This window comes from Streptomyces sp. NPDC049040, from assembly GCF_043197715.1.
Classification (GTDB): Bacteria; Actinomycetota; Actinomycetes; order Streptomycetales; family Streptomycetaceae; genus Actinacidiphila.
On sequence record NZ_JBICTO010000009.1, the window covers coordinates 228,041 to 248,696 of the forward strand.

The 20,656-nt window shown below is 74.9% G+C and carries 12 protein-coding genes; 9 read left to right on the forward strand and 3 right to left on the reverse strand.

From position 1 onward, the window contains the following. The first annotated feature begins 63 nt into the window (after positions 1 to 63). Positions 64 to 4,620: an Hsp70 family protein gene (locus ACGFMP_RS23580; protein WP_393674917.1), complete on the forward strand. Its 4,557-nt coding sequence runs from the start codon at positions 64 to 66 to the stop codon at positions 4,618 to 4,620. Between the two features lie 48 nt (positions 4,621 to 4,668). Continuing rightward, positions 4,669 to 5,634: a zinc-binding dehydrogenase gene (locus ACGFMP_RS23585; protein ID WP_393674918.1), complete on the forward strand. Its 966-nt coding sequence runs from the start codon at positions 4,669 to 4,671 to the stop codon at positions 5,632 to 5,634. A 6-nt stretch (positions 5,635 to 5,640) separates the two neighbouring features. Here the strand turns inward: ACGFMP_RS23585 and ACGFMP_RS23590 are convergent, their stop codons facing one another. The 3 genes from ACGFMP_RS23590 to ACGFMP_RS23600 all read right to left on the reverse strand — a co-directional run bounded on the left by ACGFMP_RS23590 (position 5,641) and on the right by ACGFMP_RS23600 (position 7,766). Continuing rightward, the gene (locus ACGFMP_RS23590; RefSeq protein ID WP_393674919.1) at positions 5,641 to 6,642 is read right to left on the reverse strand and encodes a helix-turn-helix transcriptional regulator; all 1,002 of its coding nucleotides are present in this window, start codon (positions 6,640 to 6,642) and stop codon (positions 5,641 to 5,643) included. A 1-nt stretch (position 6,643) separates the two neighbouring features. Further along, positions 6,644 to 7,477, reverse strand: a complete 834-nt coding sequence (locus ACGFMP_RS23595; protein WP_393674921.1) for a DUF4097 domain-containing protein — start codon at positions 7,475 to 7,477, stop codon at positions 6,644 to 6,646. A gap of 115 nt (positions 7,478 to 7,592) precedes the next feature. Further along, positions 7,593 to 7,766 carry a DUF6104 family protein gene (locus ACGFMP_RS23600; RefSeq protein ID WP_393674922.1) on the reverse strand — a complete coding sequence of 58 codons (174 nt, stop codon included), beginning with the start codon at positions 7,764 to 7,766 and terminating at the stop codon, positions 7,593 to 7,595. Positions 7,767 to 7,982: 216 nt separating this feature from the next. On the opposite strand from ACGFMP_RS23600, the gene ACGFMP_RS23605 reads away from it, so the two are divergent. The 7 genes from ACGFMP_RS23605 to fxsT all read left to right on the forward strand — a co-directional run bounded on the left by ACGFMP_RS23605 (position 7,983) and on the right by fxsT (position 20,586). Then, positions 7,983 to 9,989 carry a trypsin-like peptidase domain-containing protein gene (locus tag ACGFMP_RS23605; protein ID WP_393674923.1) on the forward strand — a complete coding sequence of 669 codons (2,007 nt, stop codon included), beginning with the start codon at positions 7,983 to 7,985 and terminating at the stop codon, positions 9,987 to 9,989. A 36-nt stretch (positions 9,990 to 10,025) separates the two neighbouring features. Then, positions 10,026 to 11,030, forward strand: coding sequence for an AAA family ATPase (locus ACGFMP_RS23610; protein WP_393674994.1), 1,005 nt, complete (start codon positions 10,026 to 10,028; stop codon positions 11,028 to 11,030). Between the two features lie 7 nt (positions 11,031 to 11,037). After that, positions 11,038 to 14,412 carry an SAV_2336 N-terminal domain-related protein gene (locus ACGFMP_RS23615; RefSeq protein WP_393674925.1) on the forward strand — a complete coding sequence of 1,125 codons (3,375 nt, stop codon included), beginning with the start codon at positions 11,038 to 11,040 and terminating at the stop codon, positions 14,410 to 14,412. After that, positions 14,412 to 14,627 carry an FxSxx-COOH cyclophane-containing RiPP peptide gene (fxsA, locus tag ACGFMP_RS23620; RefSeq protein WP_393674927.1) on the forward strand — a complete coding sequence of 72 codons (216 nt, stop codon included), beginning with the start codon at positions 14,412 to 14,414 and terminating at the stop codon, positions 14,625 to 14,627. The genes ACGFMP_RS23615 and fxsA overlap by 1 nt, the downstream gene beginning before the upstream one ends. 282 nt (positions 14,628 to 14,909) lie before the next feature. Continuing rightward, positions 14,910 to 16,100, forward strand: coding sequence for an FxsB family cyclophane-forming radical SAM/SPASM peptide maturase (locus tag ACGFMP_RS23625; protein WP_393674929.1), 1,191 nt, complete (start codon positions 14,910 to 14,912; stop codon positions 16,098 to 16,100). Beyond that, positions 16,097 to 17,458 (forward strand): aKG-HExxH-type peptide beta-hydroxylase, encoded by a 1,362-nt coding sequence (locus ACGFMP_RS23630; RefSeq protein ID WP_393674930.1) that lies wholly within the window; start codon positions 16,097 to 16,099, stop codon positions 17,456 to 17,458. Before ACGFMP_RS23625 ends, ACGFMP_RS23630 begins: the two co-directional genes overlap by 4 nt. A gap of 125 nt (positions 17,459 to 17,583) precedes the next feature. Then, on the forward strand, positions 17,584 to 20,586 hold the full coding sequence (gene fxsT / locus ACGFMP_RS23635; protein WP_393674931.1) for an FxSxx-COOH system tetratricopeptide repeat protein: 3,003 nt from the start codon (positions 17,584 to 17,586) through the stop codon (positions 20,584 to 20,586). The last annotated feature ends 70 nt before the right edge of the window (positions 20,587 to 20,656 follow it).

A 20,656-nucleotide genomic window follows, 5' to 3' on the forward strand; every position in this document is an offset into this window, starting at 1 on the left:
CCACAAGGCCGTTAGCATGAATGGCAGGACGCTCGCCTTGTGACCACCGGGGGATGAGGACACGTGCTGAGCAGGTCGTCCGACGGTGTGCCCCGCCCGCTGCGGAAGGCGCTGAAGACCGTCGAGCAGCGGTTCAGGCCCGCGGTGCTCACCGGCCGGGACCTGGACGGCGCCGCCACCGCGTACGGACACGCTCTGGTGCTCTGGCTCGACCACGACCCCAGCGCGGCTCTTGCGCTCTTCGAGCGCCACGACGCCCGGCTGCCCCCCGAGGCCTACCCCAAGGCGTTCGGCCCGGCCGGACTGGCGGCCCTGCACCGCCTGGCCGGTCACACCGACACCACCGTGCTCGCGGTGGTCGCCCGCGTCGCCGAACGGCTGGGCGACCGCGAGCTGGAAAGGGGCGCGGCCGGCCGGCTGACGGTGCGGACCGCCGAACAGGGCGGCGCCGACAGCCTGGTCCTGCTGCTGCGCCGCCGGCAGGACAGCGGGCTGCTCGACCTCCGCCTGACCACAGACGCGCTGCGCGCCTACACCGCGCGGGCGGCACTCGGCGGCGACGCCGCCCTGTGGTCGGCCTTCTTCGACCACCTCTCCGAGCCCCTGGTGCCCGACCTCTACCCGGTCAGGCTCTTCCTCGGCCGCGGCGCCGACGCGGTACGGCTGGCCGACAACCCCGCGCGCAGGCGGCAGGCGATCGAGTGCTGCAAGGCCTCGCCCCGGCTGGACGACGTGCTCGCCGGTCTCGCGCTCGCCGGGGCGGAAGGCGCGGCCGACGAGGTGCGGGCGCTCGCAGGACGCGCGGGCGACCTGCTCCTCGCCGCGGGCAGCCCCGGTGACGCGCTCGGGCACTACGAACGCGCCGGGCGCAGGGACCTGGTGAGCCGCTGCCACGAGGAGCTGGGCGACCACTTCGCCGCCCTGGAGACCTGCCCGGCGCAGGACACCGACCGGCTGGCGGCGCTGGCCGGCGTGTGCTGCGCCGACGTCGACGCGCACGCCGAACGCGGGGACCGCACCGAGGCGGTACGGCTCGCCTCGGTGATCCTCGGGCACCTGGAGCGGGCCGCGGAGCCCGCAGGGCCGGTCGCACGCCGGCGCGCGGAGGTGACCGGCCTGCGCGCGGCCGTCGTCGCGGTCGAACGGCGCCGCCTGGACGCCCTGCTGCGCGAGGCGCCCGACGGGCACGAGGCCGTGCACCGGGAATGGAGCCGCTTCGAGGAGGCCGCGGGCGATCCCGCGGAGGCGGCCAGGCACGCCGCGGACGCCGGCGACCTCTACCGGGCGCACCGCCTCTACCGCGCCGCCGAACGGTTCGGCGACGCCGACCGGGTCCTCCAGGGCGACGACACGCCGAGAAGCCAGGCCGCCAGGGCCGCCGCCCGCGAGGCCGGCGGCGACCTGCTGGGCGCCGCCAGGCTCCATGAGCAGGCCGGCCGCCACGAGGAGGCCGCCGCCCTCTACGCCAGGGCCGACGACCCCGCGGCGGCGGCCCGCTGCCTGATCACCTGGAAGGGCGAGGACGCGGTCGAGGACCCCAGGCTGCACGGGTTCCTGCGTCAGGCGGGTGACATCTCGCAACTCGTCCGGCTGTGCCTCGGCGCGATCGAGCGCAGGGGACACGGCACCGCAGGGGTCGAGGCGCTGCGCACCCTGGTGGCCGGGGACGACGCGGCGATACCCGGGCCGCTGCGCGAGCGGGTGCGCGACGCGCTCGACGCCGTCGGCGCGGTCGGCCGCGGCGCGTTCGAGGAGCGGGTCGCGGCCTGGGTGGAGCGGGCGAAGGCCGACGTCGACCGCCGTTTCGCGCCTGCCTGGGGCCTGGACCTTGGCACCTCCACCTGCGTCGCCGCCGTCTACGACAGCGGCACCGGCCGCCCGGTGATCTGCCCGGACGGCGGGAAGCCGCAGTTCGCCTCGACGCTGACGGTGACCGACAAGGGGGAGGAGATCGTCGGGCTGACCGGGGACCAGATCCTCGCGCCCTGGGTGGTCGGCCACATCGGCGCGGCCAAGCGCCGGATGGGCGACGGCGTCGTCTTCAAGATCCGCGACCGCGGATACCGGCCCGAGGAGGTCGCCGCCCGGCTGATCCGGCACGCCAGGACCCTGGTGGAGAAGCTGCTGGCCGACCACGTGCGGGAACGCTTGGCGGAACTCGCCCGAGCCGAACTCGGCGACATCAGGGACGAGTGGCTGGAATGGGCAGCCGAGCGCCACGACCTCGCGGTGCCGCGGCCGGACGCCGTCCTCACCATCCCGGCGTACTTCCTCAACAACGCCAAGCACGCCACCCGCAGCGCCTGCGAGATCGCCGGGGTCACCCCGCTGCGCCTGATCCACGAGCCGACCGCCGCCTGCATGGCCGCGGCGCAGCAGCGGCACCTCGACGGGCAGATCGTCGTGGTGGACCTGGGCGCGGGCACCCTCGACGTCAGCGCTCTCGATGTCGACAACAACGTCTACGACGTCGAGCAGGTCCTCGGCGACAACCAGTACGGCGGCCAGGACTTCGACGCCCTCGTCGCCGACGAGCTCGCCCAGCGGCTGCGGGCCCGCGGCATCGACGTCCCCACCACGGGCCGGGCCAGGAAGCGGCTGGCGCTCGCGGCGGAGCACCTCAAGATCGCCCTGTCCTCCCAGGACGAGGCCGAGTACACCCTCAACGCCTTCCTCGACCGGCCCGAGGTCCGCCTCGAACTGACCAGGGACGACCTGGCAGGGCTGCTGGCCGGCTCGCTGCGCACCCTGCGGGAGGTCTGCAACCGGTTGAGGGCGGACATGTCCGTGCCGGCCCGTCACCTGGTCCTGGTCGGCGGCCCGATGCTGTCGCCGCTGGTCAGCGAGACCGTCGAGCGCGTCTTCGACCTGAGGCGCACCGTGCTTGCCGACCCGCGGGCAGCCGTGGCCTGCGGGGCGGCCCTCCAGGGGGCGGTGCTCACCGGGCGCCTCAAGGACAGCCTGCTGCTGGACGTCACGCCCTTCCCGCTGGGCATCGCGGTGCGCGAGGAGGGCGGCGGCAAGGGCTTCTCCGTACTCGTCGAGCGCAACACCAAGATCCCGACCAAGCGCTCCGACATGTTCACCACGGTCAGGGACAACCAGGCCGAGGTGGTCATCGAGGTCTACAACGGGCAGATCGACCCCCGGTCGAGAATCGGCGTCGTCCCGCTGACCGGCATCCCGCCGCTGGCCAAGGGGGAGCCGCAGATCGAGGTGACCTTCGAGTTCGACGCCAGCTGCCTGCTGACGGTCACCGCGCGGGACAAGGGGACGGGGAACAGCAAGTCGGTGGACTTCACCGACACCACGCTGCTCTCGCCGGGGGAGATCAGGTCCATGTCGAGGCGGCACACGGACCAGCGGGAGCTGGAGCGCATCCAGCGGGAACTGCGGGAGCTCGCCGAGGGGGCGGACGACGACTGCGAGCGGGTGTGCCGGGAGTTCAGGGAGCGGCTGGGCGCCCACCGCCCCTCGCGCGAACCGCCGGACGCGGCCACCCAGCGGCTGCTCGCGCAGATGTACGGCCCGGAGCCGGCCGAGCTGGAGAGCGAACTGCTGTCCCTGCGCGGCCCGCTGCGCGACCTGCTCACCACCGTGCGGGACTACCTCGCGCTGCCCGCCGCCGCCGACCGGATACCGGCGGGGCGGCACCTCGTGGAGCAGCTCGGCGAGCGGCTGGGGCGGATGCGGCGGGGCGTGGCCGCCATGGCCCGCTGGAACGATGTGCTGGCCTCGCTGGCGGCGGCGGACCGCGACCCGCTGTCGCGCTTCAGGTCGCTGCACGACGCGGGCGACCACGGCCGCGCGCTGAGCGCGCTCGAGGAGTTCGGCCGGCCGCTGTCCGACCCCGAGGACCTGCGGCGGCGGCTGCGCTGCCTGGCCGGAGTCGGTGACGTCGAGGGCTACCGGCGCTGCCTGCTGGAAGGCGCCGCCGCGCTGCGGGCCGTCGTCCGCGACCCGGGGCGGCCCGAGGCGTTCGCCGCGGCGGCGCGCTCCGCGCTCGTCCGGGTCGGCGACGGCGGGGGCGGCGGGTTCCTGATCTCCGAGCGGCATGTGCTGACCAGCAGGAGGTGGCTGGCGGCGGACCCCGCGGCGACGGCCGTGCGGACGGTGTACGGGGCGGCGACCGTGCGGCGGGCCTTCCTCCCTGACACCACCGCCGTCGACACCGCGGTGCTGCTGCTGGCGGAACCCGCGCGGGACCGGCCGCTGCGGCTGGGATTCCCCCGGCTCACGCACATCGGCGACCTCGTCGGGGCGGCCGCGCCCGACGGCGAGCTGCTTCCCGGCGTCATCGAGAAGTTCGAGGCCTTCCCCGAGCACGGCCTCCAGCTCTACCGCACCGACCTGCGGCTGCCCGCGTCGGCGGCCGGCGGCCCGCTGCTCAACGAACTCGGCGAGGTGATCGGCACCCTGGTGCCCGGCGGCGAGACGCAGGCCGCCTTCGCCGTCACCGCGGACTCGCTCGCCCCCCTCCTGGCGAGCGCCGGGTACGGGCTCACCGGCGCGGACGGCGCGGACGGCGCGGACGGCGCGGACGGCGCGGACGGCGGGGACGGCGCGGACGGCGCGGATGGCGCGGGCGACGAGGACGCGGCGGGCGGCGACGGCGGCTGAACCGGCGGCGGGGGCGCGGGCGGCGGGCCGGTGCGTTAGCGTCGGGGGATGTTCGCCGTATACGCCGCACGTATTGACGCACAGCAGCCGCTCAGCGGGTTGGAGCTGGGGGAGCGCCCCGAGCCGGACAAGCGCGAGGGGTGGAGCACCGTCACGGTCAAGGCCGCCTCGCTCAACCACCACGACCTGTGGTCGCTGCGCGGGGTCGGGCTCGGGCAGGAGAGCCTGCCGATGATCCTGGGCTGCGACGCCGCCGGGATCGACGAGGACGGCAACGAGGTGGTGCTGCACTCGGTGATCGGGCAGACCGGCCACGGTGTCGGCCCGAACGAGCGGCGGTCGCTGCTCACCGAGCGGTATCAGGGCACCCTGGCGGAGCGGGTCACCGTGCCGACCTGGAACATCCTGCCCAAGCCGGCCGAGCTGAGCTTCGAGGAGGCGGCCTGCCTGCCGACGGCGTGGCTGACCGCGTACCGGATGCTCTTCACCAACGCGGGCGTACGCCCCGGTGACGCGGTCCTGGTGCAGGGCGCGGGCGGCGGGGTCGCCACCGCCGCGATCGTGCTGGCCAAGGCCGCTGGCCTGCGGGTCTATGCCACCAGCCGGGACGCGGGCAAGCGGCAGCGGGCGCTGGAGCTGGGCGCGCACGGGGTGGTGGAGCCGGGCGGGCGGCTGCCCGAGCGGGTCGACGCCGTCATCGAGACGGTGGGCGCCGCCACCTGGTCGCACTCGGTCAAGTCGCTGCGCCCCGGCGGCACCCTGGTCATCTCCGGCGCCACGAGCGGGCCCAACCCGCCGGCCACCGAGCTCAACCGGATCTTCTTCCTCGAACTGCGGGTCGTCGGCTCGACGATGGGCACCAAGGACGAGCTGGAGGACCTGCTCGCCTTCTGCGCGGCCACCGGCGTGCGCCCGGTGATCGACACGGTCCTGCCGCTCGACCGGGCGCGCGAGGGCTTCGAACAGCTGGAGCGCGGCGAGGTGTTCGGCAAGATCGTGCTCACCGGCAACTGACGCCGCTCAGGGCCGCCCGCCGGTGTGCAGCGCGGCCGTGATGTGCGCGGCCGCGGCCGACAGATGGCGGCGCACCTCGCGCAACTGGCCGTCGTCCACGCCCAGATCGCGGGCGGCGTCACGGATGTCGTCGCGGAAGCGGTCGAGCAGCCGCTCCAGGTCGCGCATCGGGTCCGCGGAGGGCGGGGTGTCGTCCGCGGCCTCACCCGCGGCCGTCCCGTCCTCGGCCGATCCGGGCGGCGTGGCGCCCGCCTGCGGCGTCCAGGGCCCGCCCGCCGCCTTCGCGGAGCCCGCCCCTGAACCGGGCCGCTGCCCGCCGCCGCGGCCCATGCCGCCGCCGAACTGGCCCAGCTGCCGGGTCAGTTCCGCCAGGCCCTCGCGTACCGCGGCCTGCCAGTCGCCGCCGTGCGCGTGCGACTGGACCTGCTCCTGGACCTCCCGGACGATCTGCTGGACCTCGTCCCTGGCGCTGTCCATCGCGTCCCGGGCGGCCTTCGCCTGCCGGCGTGCGGTCCTGGCCTCCTCCTTGGCCCTGCGGCTCTCCTCCTTCGCGCGCTGGACCCGCTCCTTCCACTCCTGCCTGGGGTCGCCGAACGGCCTTCCGCCGTCGGCCGACTGCGACCGCGCCTGCTCGGCGGCGGCCCGCACCTCCCGGCGCAGGTCGCCGGCCGCGCCGCGGACGTCCTCGCGGATCTCGGCGGCCAGGGTGGACACCGACTCGCGGATCTCCGCTTCCAGCCCGGCGATCTCGTCGGCGCGGGAGGCGAGTTCTGCCCGGCCCTCGTCGGTCAGGGCGTAGATCTTGCGGCCGCCCTCGGTGGAGTGGGTGACCAGGCCCTCCTTCTCCAGCTTCGCCAGCCGCGGGTAGACGGTGCCGGCCGAGGGCGCGTAGAGCCCCTGGAAGCGCTCTTCGAGCAGCCGGATCACCTCGTAGCCGTGCCGCGGCGACTCGTCGAGGAGCTTGAGCAGATACAGCCGCAGCCTGCCGTGCGCGAAGACGGGTGCCATGTCAGATGTCCTTCCTGATGGAGGGCGCGTCCTCCATCGGCGGTCTGCGCAGCAGCGCGATCGCGCCGGAGACGGTGGTGGCCCTGAGCTTGGCGCCGCCGGAGCCGACCCGGCCGGTGATCCGCTTGGCGCCCCACTGGCCGGTCACCTGGAGCTCGTCGAAGGCGCAGGACACCCGGCCGCTGGTGGTGTTGGCGTCGACCTCGGCGTCGCCCGGCTCCGGGATGCGGATGGCGATCTCGCCGGACACGGTGGTCAGCCGGACCTGGGCGCTGCCCGAGGGGTCGAGGTCGAGCACCATGCTGCCGCTGACCGAGTCGGCCCTGACCTCGGAGCCGCTGCCCTCCACGACGGTCAGGTCACCGGAGACGGTGTTGACGCGCAGGTCGCCCGACACGGACTGGGCCTCGACGTTGCCCGCGACGGTGTTGGCCTTCACCGGGCCGGTCAGGCCGACGAGGGTGGTGTCGCCGTTCACGCCCTGGACGACGGTGGGGCCGCTGATCCCGGAGATCACCGCGCCGGCGCCGACCACCCCGACCTCGACGGAGGTGTGCTGGGGCACCGCGAGGGAGATCACCGCGCGCCGCCGCCAGCCCTGGCGGTCGTGCCACTTGAGCAGGCCCTTCCAGGTCAGGTCGTCGTAGGCCACGGTCAGCGTGGTGCCCTCCCGCTGCACCCGCAGCGGCGGGCCGTCGATCTCGGTGACCTCCATACGGGCCGGCCCCTCGTCGATCCCGACCACGTTGACCGCGCCCCCGACGATCCGGACGTGGAGGGTGTCTATGGCGTCCCCGAACTCGAACTTCCCGGGTTCCGCGACGGTCTGTTCCACGGTGGTCCTCCCTGAGCGCCGACTGAACGCGGTATATCGCGTCCTCCCTCCACACACGATATATCGCGTCAGCGGGAAGTCAAGTGAGTGACCGGGCGGACCGGCCGGGCGGGCGCTACTCCTCGTCGTCCAGACGGGCGAGCCAGGTCGCCAGGCGCTCGACCGGAATCTCGAACTCCGGGTTGAGATCGACGAATTCGCGGAGCCGGTCGGCGACCCATTCGAGCGTGACCTCCTCCTCGCCGCGCCGGTCGGCGAGCTCCTCGATGCCGCGGTCGGTGAAGTACAAGATCTGCTCCTCAAACAGGGGTGGGAGGGTCCCCGTACGGGGAAGAACAGCGAAGGACGGGGACAGACTGGACAAGGATAGGAGTTGCCAGAAGGGCCTCGCGCAGGCACCGGCAGGCACTAGCCTTTCGGGACGACCGGCCAGGGGGGGGTGTATGGGCGCGCCGACCGCTGCGACGGGTGTGGCACGCGGGATCGACGGCATGGGGGGAGCGGGGTGACACCGCGCAGTGATGAGCCCGAACCCTTCGACCCGGCAGAAACCCTCGTCCCGCTGGTCAGCGAGGCGACCGTCCGCATCCACGGCGCGAAGCCCGGTCACCCGCTCTTCGGCAGCGGCTTCTTCGTCGCGCCGAACTGGGTGCTGACCTGCGCCCACGTGGCGTGCACAAGCACGGAGGACGCGGAGCAGGCGGAGGAGGCGGCGGGTGTGGCGCAGCCGGCGGCGCGCGAGGTCACGGTCGGCTGGGGCGACCGCATGCTCGGCGCCGTCGTCGAGTGGGCCGAGCCGGCCGGCGGTGGCGGCGGCAGCTGGCCCGCCCCCGACCTCGCGCTGATCCGGCTGCTCGACCCGGTCGACCACCCCTGCGTGTGGCTGACCGAGCGCACCGCCAAGGCGTACACGACCAACCAGGTCGCCTTCTTCGGGTACACCCGCAGCGGCAGCACCGCGGAGTCGTACAACGGCAGGTGCACCATCAGCGGCCAGGTCGGCAGCACCGGCGTGCTCAAGCTCAGCAGCGAGGACGAGATGCCGCACGGCGTGTCCGGCGGCCCGGTCGTGGACCTGGTGCGCGGCGAGGTGATCGGCGTCGTCAAGGCCCGCAGGCAGGGCCAGGACGGCGGCCTCGCGGTCGGCATCCAGCAGCTGCGGCGACTGCCGGGCGCCGACCCGGCCGACCCCTCCTACGACCTCTACCACCGGGTGATGGCCGCGCACGACCTGCACCACGACGACCGGCACTCCTTCCTCAGCACCGACGTCTTCACCTGGATCGACGCGCACGGCGAGATCGACGCCTGCGCGGGCCGCGCCCTCACCCCCGGCCAGCGCACCCGGCTGCTCGGGCTGCTGGCCCAGCTGCCGCCGCCCGCCAGCACCCGCAGCCTCCTGGACATCGTCAGCGAGGTGCGCGGCGGCCCCGCGCAGGGCCTGCCGGTCGCCCCGCGCGCCTGGCGCGACGGCCTCGGCCTGCTCTACGACCTGCGGCGCGGCACCACGGAGCTGGAGGCGGTGCTGCGGTACGCCGTGCACGCCGCCACCGCCGAGCGGGTGAGCGGCACCGACGAGTCCGCGGAACGCGCGCTGTGGGGCTGGGCCCAGCAGACCGCGGGCGCCGCCGACACGCTCAGCAGGCTCTTCCGCCGCACCCTGGTCGACGAGCGCAAGGGCCGGCTGCGGGGCAGGGGCATCCCGGTCCTCGACCCGGCGCCCGCCGAACAGCGCGGTGCCGAGGCCCTGGTGGAGATCTTCCCGCGCGGCTGGGAGCTGGACCGCTACGACTGGCGGGTCAGCGCGGTGCCGGAGAGCGGCGAAGTGGAGTGCATCGAGGAGGAGTTCGGCGGGACCAGGCTGGAGGACATGGCAGCCAGGCTGCGTGATCCGCTGCGTGAGGCCTTCCGCCGCTGTGATGCCACCGGCCTGTCCGCCGTCGTCCAACTGGCCGTGCCCGGCGCCCTGGTGGGGATCTTCGCCGACGTCAGGCTGCTCGGCATCGACGCCGACCGGCCGGTGGTGATACGGCGTACGGACATGCCCGCGGAGGACCGGCCGGACGCCGACGAGCGCGCCGCCCGCTGGCGCGCCCTGCACGAGCAGTCGCCCCGCCCCGACATCCTGGACTGCGACGAGGGGGTGCCGAGCCCGCTGCCCGCGGAGAGCGAGCTGCGCGCCCGGCCGCGCGACACCCTCCCGGTGCTGTGCCGCAGCGCGGGCAACGCGCCCGAGGCCCTGCACCGCATCGTCCGCAGCGGCTACAGCATCGCCCTGTGGCGCCGCCAGCCGGTCCCCCAGGAGTCGGTGTGCGCCGACCTGCACCGCGGCATGGACCGCGCGGTGCGGAGCGCCAGGTCCGCGGGCCGGCTGCCGCGGATGCTCGCGGAGCTGCGCGCCGAGGTCGACGACGGGATGCCGGAGAAGTTCTGGTCCACAGGACTCATGCTCTTCTACCACGATCCGACCCGGCCGCTGCCCGGGACCGATGAGCCGCTGGAGGCACCGTGACGAGGGATGCGAGGTATCGAGGTGAGTGAGACCGAGATCGGCCAGTCGGGCGAATGGCTCATCTACCGCGGCACGGGGGAGCCCCACACCCGCATCGACGGCCTGCCGGAGCCCCCGCCCTGGCGGGACTTCGACGGCGGGCCGCTGGTCGCGCGCGGTCCTGGCCCCGACAGCTCGTCGGCCCGCAGGCTCGGCGCGTACCGGCACATGGCCGAGATGCACCGGCCGAGCCCCGAGGAGCTGGAGATGGTCAACGCCGCGCTCTACCTGCGCCGCCCGCTGCTGGTCACCGGCAGCCCCGGCACCGGCAAGAGCACCCTGGCACACGCCGTCGCGTACGAACTGGGACTCGGCCGGGTGCTGCACTGGCCCATCGTCAGCCGCAGCGTCCTGCAGGACGGGCTCTACCGCTACGACGCCATCGGCCGGCTCCAGGACACCCAGATCGCTGCGAACTCGCGTACCGCCGCGCCCGGCGGCATCGGCAGCTACATCAGGCTCGGCCCGCTCGGCACCGCGCTGCTGCCCACCGCCCAGCCCCGGGTGCTGCTGATCGACGAGCTGGACAAGAGCGACATCGACCTGCCCAACGACCTGCTGAACGTGATGGAGGAGGGCGAGTACTCCATCCCCGAGCTCGAACGCCTCGCGGAACGCGAGCCGGAGGTCGACGTCCTCACCGACGACGGCTCCCGAGTGGGCATCAGGGAGGGCAGGGTCCGCTGCCGCGCCTTCCCCTTCGTGATCCTCACCAGCAACGGCGAGCGGGACTTCCCCGCCCCGCTGCTGCGCCGCTGCATCCACCTGGAGCTGGACCGCCCCGACCACCAGCGGCTGTCCAACGTGGTGCGCGCCCACCTCGGCGACGAGGCGGCCACCGTCGGCGAGGACCTGGTGGCCCGCTTCCTCGACCGCTCGCGCAGCGAACTGCTCGCCACCGACCAGCTGCTGAACGCCATCTACCTCACCCACCACGCGGCGCCGCCCACCCGTTCCCGGCTCGCGGACATGCTCATCCAGCGGCTCGACCGGCCCAGGTGACGCGGCCGTGGACGCCGAGCCGAACCAGGCGGCCCCACCGCCTGTCCCACCGCCCGCCCCGCCGCCGACCGGGGGCAGCAGCGACTGGCCGGCGCCCGACCCGATGGCCGAGTTCGTCCGCAGGCTGAGCCGCGCAGGCCTCGAACCCGGCACCACCGAGGTGGCCGACGCGCTGTGGCTCGCGCGCTGGTCGGTACCGACCGCGCCGGAAGCCGTGCAGGCGGGCACGCCGCAGGGACCGGCCCCCGAGTCGGTCAAGGGCCCGGCCGGCGCACCGGGCGACCTGCCGCAGGTCCCCGGCGACGGCACCGACGGGGCCGGCAGCCGGCTGGTCCCGCCGGAGCAGGACGACGAGGGAAGGGTCGCCCTCTACCCCGGCACGGCGGAACCGGGCCAGGGCCACCCGGGCCGCACCGGTTTCATCGTGGCCATCCCCGAGGCCACCGCGCTGCCCGGCCTGCTCGAACTCCAGGCGGCGCTGCGGCCGCTCCAGCGCTACCGCAGCCCGGCCCGGCCGCGGCGCAGCATCCTCGACGAGGCCGCCACCGCCGAGCGGACCGCCAGGGCCGGCGGCCTGCTGCTGCCGGTCTTCCGCGCCGTCAACCGCGGCGACGCCACCATGCAGCTGCTGATGGACGCGTCGTCGTCGATGTACGTCTGGGAGCGGATGCTGCGCGAACTCGGCGGCGTCTTCGAATGCCTCGGCGCCTTCCGCGAGGTGCAGGTCCGCCATCTGCACGCCACCGCCGACGGTGTCCCCGCCGTCAGCAGCCACTTCGACCCCGACCCCTCCGCGCTGCGCTCCGCCGACCAGCTCGGCGATCCGACGGGACGCCGGATCACCCTGCTGGTCAGCGACTGCGCGGGACCGCTGTGGTCGTCGGGGCAGGCGCACCGGCTGCTGCACCGGCTCGCGGGCCACGGTCCCGTGGCCGTGCTCCAGCCGCTGCCCGCCCGGCTGTGGTCGCGCACCCGGCTGCCGGTCTCCTACGGGGTGCTGCACCGCGCCGACGGCCCGCAGCCCGCCGCGCCGCTGCGCTTCTCGGCAGGCGCCGGCGGATTCACCACACCGCCCGCGGGCGACGCGCTGCCGGTGCCCGTACTGCCGCCCACCACGCTGGCGCTGGGTGCCTGGGCGCGGCTGCTGGCGGGGACCGGGCCCGGAGAGGTGCCGGCCGCCGTCGGCTGGGTGCGCTCCGACCAGCCGGCGAGCGTGAGCCGCCCGCGCCGCGAGACCATGTCGCCCGCCGCACTCGTCGCCAGATTCCGCTCCGCCGCGTCGCCCGCCGCGGCCTCGCCCGCGGCCGCCCAGCTCGCGGTCTACCTCTCGGCCGCGCCGCTCTTCCTGCCCGTCATGCAACTCGTCCAGCGCACCATGCTGCCCGGCTCCGGCCCCGCGGAACTCGCCGAGGTGCTGCTCAGCGGACTGGTGGTGCGGGCCGAGGGCGACGACCACAGGTGGTACGAATTCGCCCCCGGCGTACGGGACATCCTGCTGCAGCCGCTGGGCCTGGACGAGGCCCTGCTGGTGCTCAAGCACTGCTCGGAATACGTCGAACACCGCTTCGGCAGGGGCGGCCCCAACTTCCCCGCCCTGGCCATCACCCAGCTCGCCGGCGGGCCGAGCGACCCCGCGGCCGACGCCGCGGTCGCCTCCGCCGTCCGGCACGCCGCCTGGGAGGAACGCACCGCGGGCGTCGGCGTCCACTCCCAGCAGCCCTTCGCCGAGGTCGCCGCCCGCGTCCTGGAGCGCTTCGTGCCGTTCGCCGGGAGCGCGGGCGCGGCCCGCGCCGGCGGCAGGACCGCGTCCGGCAGTGGCGGCGGCACCTCATCGGTCGTCCTGCGCGCCAGGGAACTCGTCGCCAGGTTCCGCGACGAGGGCATGGTGCAGAACCTGCTGGAAGCCGTGCAGATGCTGCGCCGCGCCGCCGCGGAGGAGTTCAGGCACAGCACCGACCCCGAGCTGTGGAGCGAACTCGCCGAGCAGCTCGTCCGGTTGTGGCGGCTGCGCGGCGGCCCCGGGCTGCTGCGCGAGGCGCAGGACGCCGCGGAGACCGCGGCCGCCCACCTCGGCTCGGTCAAGGCCCGCTCGGCCAGGGCCGCGGTGCTGCGTGCCTCCGCCGACGACAGGGCCGCCGCGGGCGACAACCGCGCCGCGCTGGAACTCCTGCGCCGCGCCGACCGCGAACTGACCGCGGTCTGCGCGGCACCTGAACTCGGCGCGGGCGAGGTGCTCGACGCCACCCTGGAACGCGTGCAGGTGCTGGAGGACCAGTGGGCCCTCAGCGGTGAGACCGCGCTGCTCGAGGAGACCGTCGGCATGCTGGAGGCGTTCGCCGACGCGTGGCCGCCGAACGCCGACCGCCCCAGCCAGCTCGCCCTCGCACACGGCCGCGCCCTGCTCCGGCTGGCCGGCGCCGCCGTGGACCGGGAGCGCAAGCAGGTCTACGCGCAGCAGGCCGCCGAGTCCTTCCGGGCCGGACTCGACGCGCTCCAGCGCGCGGACGCGCCCGCCGAGCAGCTCGTCGCCGCGATCCTCTCCCTGGTCGACGCCCTGCTGGCGGCAGGCGGCCGGCTGCCGGCCGCGCAGCAGTTCGTCGACCGCGCGCTCGGCGAGACCCGCGACCGGCTGCTGCGCGCCGCCATCCTCGCCAGGGCCGGCCGGATCAGGGTCGCCCGGCACGCCGAGGGCGGGCCCGCGGGCGAACTCGAAGCGGCCGCAGGGCGGTTCGCCGAGGCCTGCCGGCTCACCCCGCGCGACCGGCCCGAATACAGCAATCTCGTCGCGGAGTGGGGCGCCGCCCTGCTCGACAGGGCCGCACTCCCCGGCGGCGAGCTCTTCGTCAACCGGGCCGTCCTCGTCCTGCGCGACTGCCGGATGGAGACCCCCGCGGACGACCCCCGGCTGCCCGCCCGGCTGATGATGCTCGGCCGGGCACTCGTGCTGCGCTACGCCGCAGAAGGGGACCTGGTCGACCTGCGCGAGGCCGAGCACGTGCTGACCCGGGCCGTGCAGCCCGCGGAGCAGCCCGCCCAGGTCGCCAGGATCAACTTCGAACTGGGCGAGGTGCACCGGCTCGCCTACCGGCACACCCGCCGCTCGGAACGCCTCGACCACGCCGCCGAGGCCTTCCGGCGCGCCGCACAGGCGGCCGGCACCGCGGCCGCCGGCAGCCCTGACCGGGAACCCCTGGTGCGGCTCGCCGCACTCGCGCATCATCGGCGCGGCGAGGTCTACGAGCTCGCCCACCGCCCGCGCGCTGCCGCCAACGCCTACCGCGCCGCGCTCGCCGAGTGGCGCCAGCTCCCCGACGAGGGCGGCGACACCGGCCGCCGGACCGTCGAGAACCTTGCCGCGATCAACGAACACGGAGGTCCGTGATGACAGCAGAGCCGCCTGGCGGCGCGCAGGGCGCGGCGGCCGCGGAGGCCGCGGCAGCCGTGGCGGAGGAGGCCGCGCCCGACGTGCTGGGACTCGACCTCGAATCGCTGCGGACGATCGAGCACCCGGTGCTCGCGGCGCTGGTGACCGACCTGCGCCTGCGCCTGGCCGCGCCGGGCGGCGAGGCGCTGTGGGGCTTCGACAACTCGATGTAGCCCGGCGCTCGGCCCCGTCCCGTGGTCCCGGACGTGCGGCGGCAGCCGCGGTACTCCCCGCGGACTCCGTCCGGGGCGCCCCACCGCCTTGCGGTGTACCGCGCCTGCCGCCGCACCCTGGCCCACCAGGGGTCACGGGACAGCCCCGGGCGCCGGCGGCGCATGTGTGAGCGCCGGAGGGGATGGTTAAGGCCAAAACCCCGGGCCGGCGTTTGCGGTGGGCTGCCCGGCGGGAACAACCGCGGGAGCCGGCGGGCGGCCCTGAGCACGGGGGGAGGCGATGTGGCCCAGGAGCGGCGGCGATCCGCGCGGAGCGCAGAGCCGATACGGCAGTTCGTCCTCAAGGTGCACAGCCGGTGCAACCTCGCCTGCACCTACTGCTACCTCTACGCCGGCCAGGACGAGGGCTGGCGGGAGCGCCCGCGGGCGGTGGCCACCGAGGTGGCGGAGCGCACCGCGTACCGCATCGCCGAGCACGCCGCCGCACACCGGCTGCCCGAGGTCGCCGTCGTACTCCACGGCGGCGAACCGCTGCTGGTCGGCGCCGACCGGCTGGCCGCCGACGTCGAGCGGTTGCGGCGGACCGTGCCGTGCACCGTGCACGCCGCCGTGCAGACCAACGCCACCCTGCTCACCCGGGACCGCATCATCCGGCTGCGCGACGCGCGTATACGGGTCGGCGTCAGCCTCGACGGCGGCCGCCCCGGGCACAACGCGGCCCGGGTGGACCACGCGGGCCGCCCCTGCTGGCCCGCGGCCGCCGCAGGGCTGCGGCTGCTCGCGGAGACCGCGCCCGAGGCGTACGCCGGGGTGCTGTGCGTGGTGGACCTGCGGCACGACCCGGTCGACGTCTACGAGTCGCTGCTGGCCTTCGCACCGCCCGCCATCGACCTGCTGCTGCCGCACGGGAACTGGACGACGCCGCCGCCCGGGCTGCCCGCGCCGGCCGCGGACCCGGCGCCGTACGGCCGCTGGCTGACGGCCGTCTTCGACCGCTGGTGGCAGGCCGGCCGCCGGGAGACCCGGGTGCGGCTGTTCGAGGAGTGCGTCGCGCTGCTGCTCGGGGTGCCCGCCGCCACCGAACGGCTCGGGCTCCAGCCCTTCACCGCCGCCGTGGTCGAGACCGACGGCAGCATCGAGCAGGTCGACTCGCTGAAGTCCGCGTACGAAGGCGCCGCCGCGACCGGCCTCGACGTCTTCCGCAACACCTTCGACGAGGTGCTGGCCCACCCCGGCGTCGCCGCCCGCCAGGCGGGCCTCGCCGCGCTCGGCAGCGCCTGCCGGGCCTGCGCGCTGGTCGCCGTCTGCGGCGGCGGCCACTACGCCCACCGCTACCTGGCCGGCAGCGGCTTCCGCAACCGGTCCGTGTACTGCGCCGACCTGGCCCACCTGATCCGCCACATCGGCTCCCGGCTCGCCGCGGCGGCCGGCGCCGCGAGCGGCGGCCACGCACCCCGGGAGACAGCCAGGTGAACGTATCCGACGACATGCTCCGCGCCTTCGGCAGCACCGGCGGTGACGCCCGCGCCCTCGACCAGCTGGTGGCCCAGCAGCGCCGCCGGCGGCTGCTCACGCTGCGCGCGCTGCTTGACGCCGTCGCCGAGGCGCCGCCCGCCCTGCTGCCGCCCGCGGCCGCTGCCAGGGTGCTGGCGGACTGGCGGCTGCTGGCCGCGGCGGAGCGCGCCGACCCGGCCGCCGCGCACCGCGTCGTGCACTACCCGATGACCGGCGCGTGGGCGGAGCGCGCCCTGCGCGCCCTGACCGTGCAGGACCCGCCGCAGCCGCCCGCCGCCGCGCTGGCCCACCTCGGCGCCCTCGCGGCGGCCGCCGCGGCCCGCGCGGGGCTCCGCTTCACCGCCGATGTGCCGGTGCGCGGCGGTCTGCTGGTCCTGCCCACCCTCGGCTGCTGCGCGGTCGGCGCGGGCTGCTGCGCGGTCCGGGTCACGGGCGACGGCAGGCGGCTGTGGCTCCGGGTGCCGTCGGCCGGCGGCACCGCCGGGACACCGGTCGAGGTCAGGCCGGGACCGGACGGGATCTGGCGCTCCGCGGCGGCGGGCTGGCGGCCCGTCAGGGCGCTGTGGGCCGCCGATGGGCGGCCGGTGCTGCTCGACGACGTCGACCCGTACCGCGACGAGGAGCGCCGCTCCAACCCGTACGGGCTGACCGTGTCCGGCGCCCTCGATCCCGGCAGGCACGCCCGCTGGCGCACCGCCTGGCAGGACGCCGGGCCGTGGACGCAGCTCGGCGGTGCCGGGCGGGTCCAGGAGGCCGCCGCGCTGCTCGGCTGCCTGGTGCCGCTCGCCGGCTCGCCGACCGCGCACTGCAGCGCCACCAGGGGCGAGGCCTTCGGCGCCCTGCTGAGCAGCACACCGCGCAGCGGGCTCGAACTCGCCGCGACCCTGGTGCACGAGCTCCAGCACACCAAGCTGCTCGCGCTGTCCGCGCTGACCGTGCTGCACACCGCGGACGACAGCCCGCGCTACTGGGCGCCCTGGCGTCCCGACCCGCGGCCCTTCGACGGCCTCTTCCAGGGCGCCTACGCCCATCTGGCGCTGGCCGACTTCCATCTGCGGGTGGCGCTGAGCGGCGCGGTGCCCGCGGCCAGGGACGCCGCCTGGGCCGACCACTGCCGGTGCCGCCAGCAGGTCGAGGCCGCGCTGCCGCAGCTGCTGGGCTCCAGCCGCCTCACCGCGCAGGGCCGCACCCTGGTCACGGCGATGGCGGCGCATCACGCCCGGCTCAAGGACCACGCGCCGCCCGACGGCCATCTGGCACGGGCCACCGCCTACGTGGAGACCGCCCGTGTCATCTGGCGGCGCGGGCGTGCCTGATCAGGCGGGAAGTGCCCGCAGGCGGGCGTGACCGTACGTCAACGGGGGATCAATCAGTGTAGTTTCTGGCGCAGGCGACCTGTTGGTCCGTCAGGACACCGCACGCACATGAGGGAGACGGTCGTATGGCCGGAGGGCGCAGCACGGGGGCGGCAGTCGCACGCGGCCCCGTGACCATCAGCTTCGCGGGCTACAACAGGGCCTGGGCCTCCTGGATCGCCGACAGGCTGGAAAGACGCGGTGTGCAGGTCGCGCTCCAGCGCCTCGACATCACCCCGGAGAGCAGTATCGAGGACGCGCTCGGCGACCTGCTGCTCTTCGAGGGCCGGGTGCTGATCGTGCTGTCCGAATGGTATTTCCGGCTCGGCCCGCGCTCCCACGAGGAGTGGAACACCGCGCTGCGCCGGATCGTCCCGCCCAACAGCGAGCGCTTCGCCGCGGTCTCCGTCACCCCCGCCGCGCTGCCCAGCGCGGCCGCCGCCCTCGGCGCCGCCGACCTGTGGGGGCTCGGCGCCCCCGAGGCCGAGCGCAGGCTGCTCACCCGGCTCGGCATCGACGCCCGCGGTTCCGCGGGCGACCCGCGCGGCGGCGCCGACGGGCCCCGCTTCCCGCTGGAGCAGCCCGGCGTCTGGGGTTCGGTACCGCGGCGCAACACCCGCTTCACCGGCCGCGAGGAAGTGCTCGGGGAGATGCACCAGCACTTCCAGCAGGCGAACCCGGGGGCCGGGGTGGTCACCCTCTTCGGCCTGTCGGGCGTGGGCAAGACGCACATCGCCACCGAGTACGTCTACCGCTTCGGCCCCGAGTACGACGTGGTGTGGTGGGTCCGCGCCGCCGAGCGCGCCACCCTGCGCGAGAAGCTCGCGGGGCTCGCCCCGGCACTCGGCCTGGTCACCGGACGCGAGTACGGCGAGCGGCTGCGGGCGGTGCGTGACGCGCTGCGCCGCGGTGAGCCCTACGGGCGCTGGCTGGTCGTGCTGGACGGCGCCGACCAGCCCGACGACATCCACGACCTGGTGCCCAGCGGCCCCGGCCATGTACTGATCACCTCGCAGAACCGCGAGTGGGGCGAGCACAACAGCGCGCTGATCGAGGTCCCCGTCTACGACCGGGTGGAGTCCGTCGCCTTCGTCCGGCGCCGCGCCCCCCGCCTGGACGAGGCCGACGCCGACAAACTCGCCGAGGCACTGGGCGACCTGGCCCTGGCCCTCGACCAGAACGCCGGCGCGCTCAACGACTCCAACACCCCCGTCGACGAGTACATCGAACTGCTCAGGCACGGCGCCGACATCGAACCCGGCCTCAAGGTCGCCGCCGACTTCCAGATGACCTACTACACCGCCTTCTCGATACTGCTCAACCGGCTCCGCGAGGACAAACCGGAAGCCGTCGACCTGCTGCGGCTGTGCGTCTTCTTCGCCCCGGGGCCGATCCCGGTCCGGCTGCTGCGCGACCTGCCGATCCGCGAGGTGCCCGAGCAGCTCGGCGGCCTGATGGACGACCCGCTGCTGTGGAATTCGGCGATCAGCAAACTGGCCCAGTGGTCGGTCATCCAGTCCGACCCGCAGGAGACCACCGCGGAGGAGTCGGTCGGCTCCACCGAGGTCGTCCAGATGCACCGGCTGGTCTACCAGGCGGTCCGCGCCGACATGCGCGAGGAGGACCTGAACACCTACTCCCGGGTGGTCCGCAAGATCCTCGCCGCGGCCGACCCCGGCCGCCCGAGCGACACCCGGCTGTGGCCGCGCTACGCCGAGATCGTGCCGCATTTGGAGTCGTCAGGGGCGCTGGAGAGCACCAACCCGGAGATCCAGGGGATGGTGCTCAACTGCCTGCGCTACCTCTACCTGTCCGGCGAATACCAGACCGGCCTGCGGATCGCGGAGACCGCCACCGGGCAGTGGCCGCAACTGCTCGAAGCCGGGCACCCCCGGCTGTGGGACCTCGTCCACCACCAGGCCAACCTGATGCGCGCCACCGGCGACTACGCCGCCACCGAGGCCATCGACCGCGCCGCCTACGAGCAGCTGCTCGCCGACCGCGGCGACCGCGACCTGCTGGTCCTGCGCGCGGCCGGCAGCCTGGCCGCCGACCTGCGCAGCCTGGCCCGCTACGAGGAGGCTTTGAGCCTGTCGCAGCTGGTCCGCGAGGGCTACGCGGAACTCGTCGGCGCCCAGGACTCCCTCACGCTGAACGCGCAGAACAACATCGCCCTCACCTACCGGCTGCTCGGCCGCTACGAGGACGCGATGATGCTCGACCAGGACACCATGGAGGCCAGGCGCGAGGTGCTGCGCGACCGGCACAACTGGACCCTGTCGTCGGAGAACTCCTTCGCCCACGACCTGCGCCTGCTGGGCCGCTACGACCAGGCCACCTCGGTCCAGGAGCGCAACTGCGAGATCCACCGTACGGTCCTTGGCGCCGACAACCCGCAGACGCTGCGGGCCGAGCACAACCTCGCGCTGTGCTACTACCGCGGCGGCGACCGCCCGCGTGCGGCGAACCTGCTGGCCCGGCTGATGGAGCGCTGCGAGCGGGTGCTCGGCGACCTCGACCCGCTGACGGTGCGGGTCGCGGCGACCTTCTCCACCTTCGAACGCCAGCACGGCGACCTGGACAGGGCCCGCTTCCTCGGCGAGTTCGCTCTGCGTGAATACCGCGCGCAACTCGGCGATGACCACCCCTTCACCGCGGGCACGCTCGGCAACCACGGCCTGATCCTGCGGGCCGCGGGCGAGCGCCAGCAGTCGCAGATCGAGATCGAGAGCTCCCTGGTCGCCATGACCCGCGCGGTCGGCGCCGACCACCCCTGGACGCTCGGCTGCGCACTCAACGCCACCGGCGCCCGCAACTTCGCCGGCGACCCGGAGAGCGCGGCGGAGCTGAGCCGCAGCACCGCGGAGCGGGCCACCGGCACCCTCGGCAAGGACCACCCGCTGACCCTGTCCTGCCGGATCGCGCTGGCCACCGACCTGCGCAACCTGCGCAAGCGCCCGGAGGCCGACAAGATCGAGGAAGAGGCGCTGGCGGCACTGTCCGCCACCCTCGGCCCGCAGCACCCGCACACCGTCGCGGCCCGTTCCAGGACCCGCCCGTACTGGGACTTCGAGCCGTTCAGCTCCTGACCCGCCATCCGGCACCACACCTTTGGGGGAGACACCGACGTGGCGACAGTCCGACATCCCGCCGACCCGG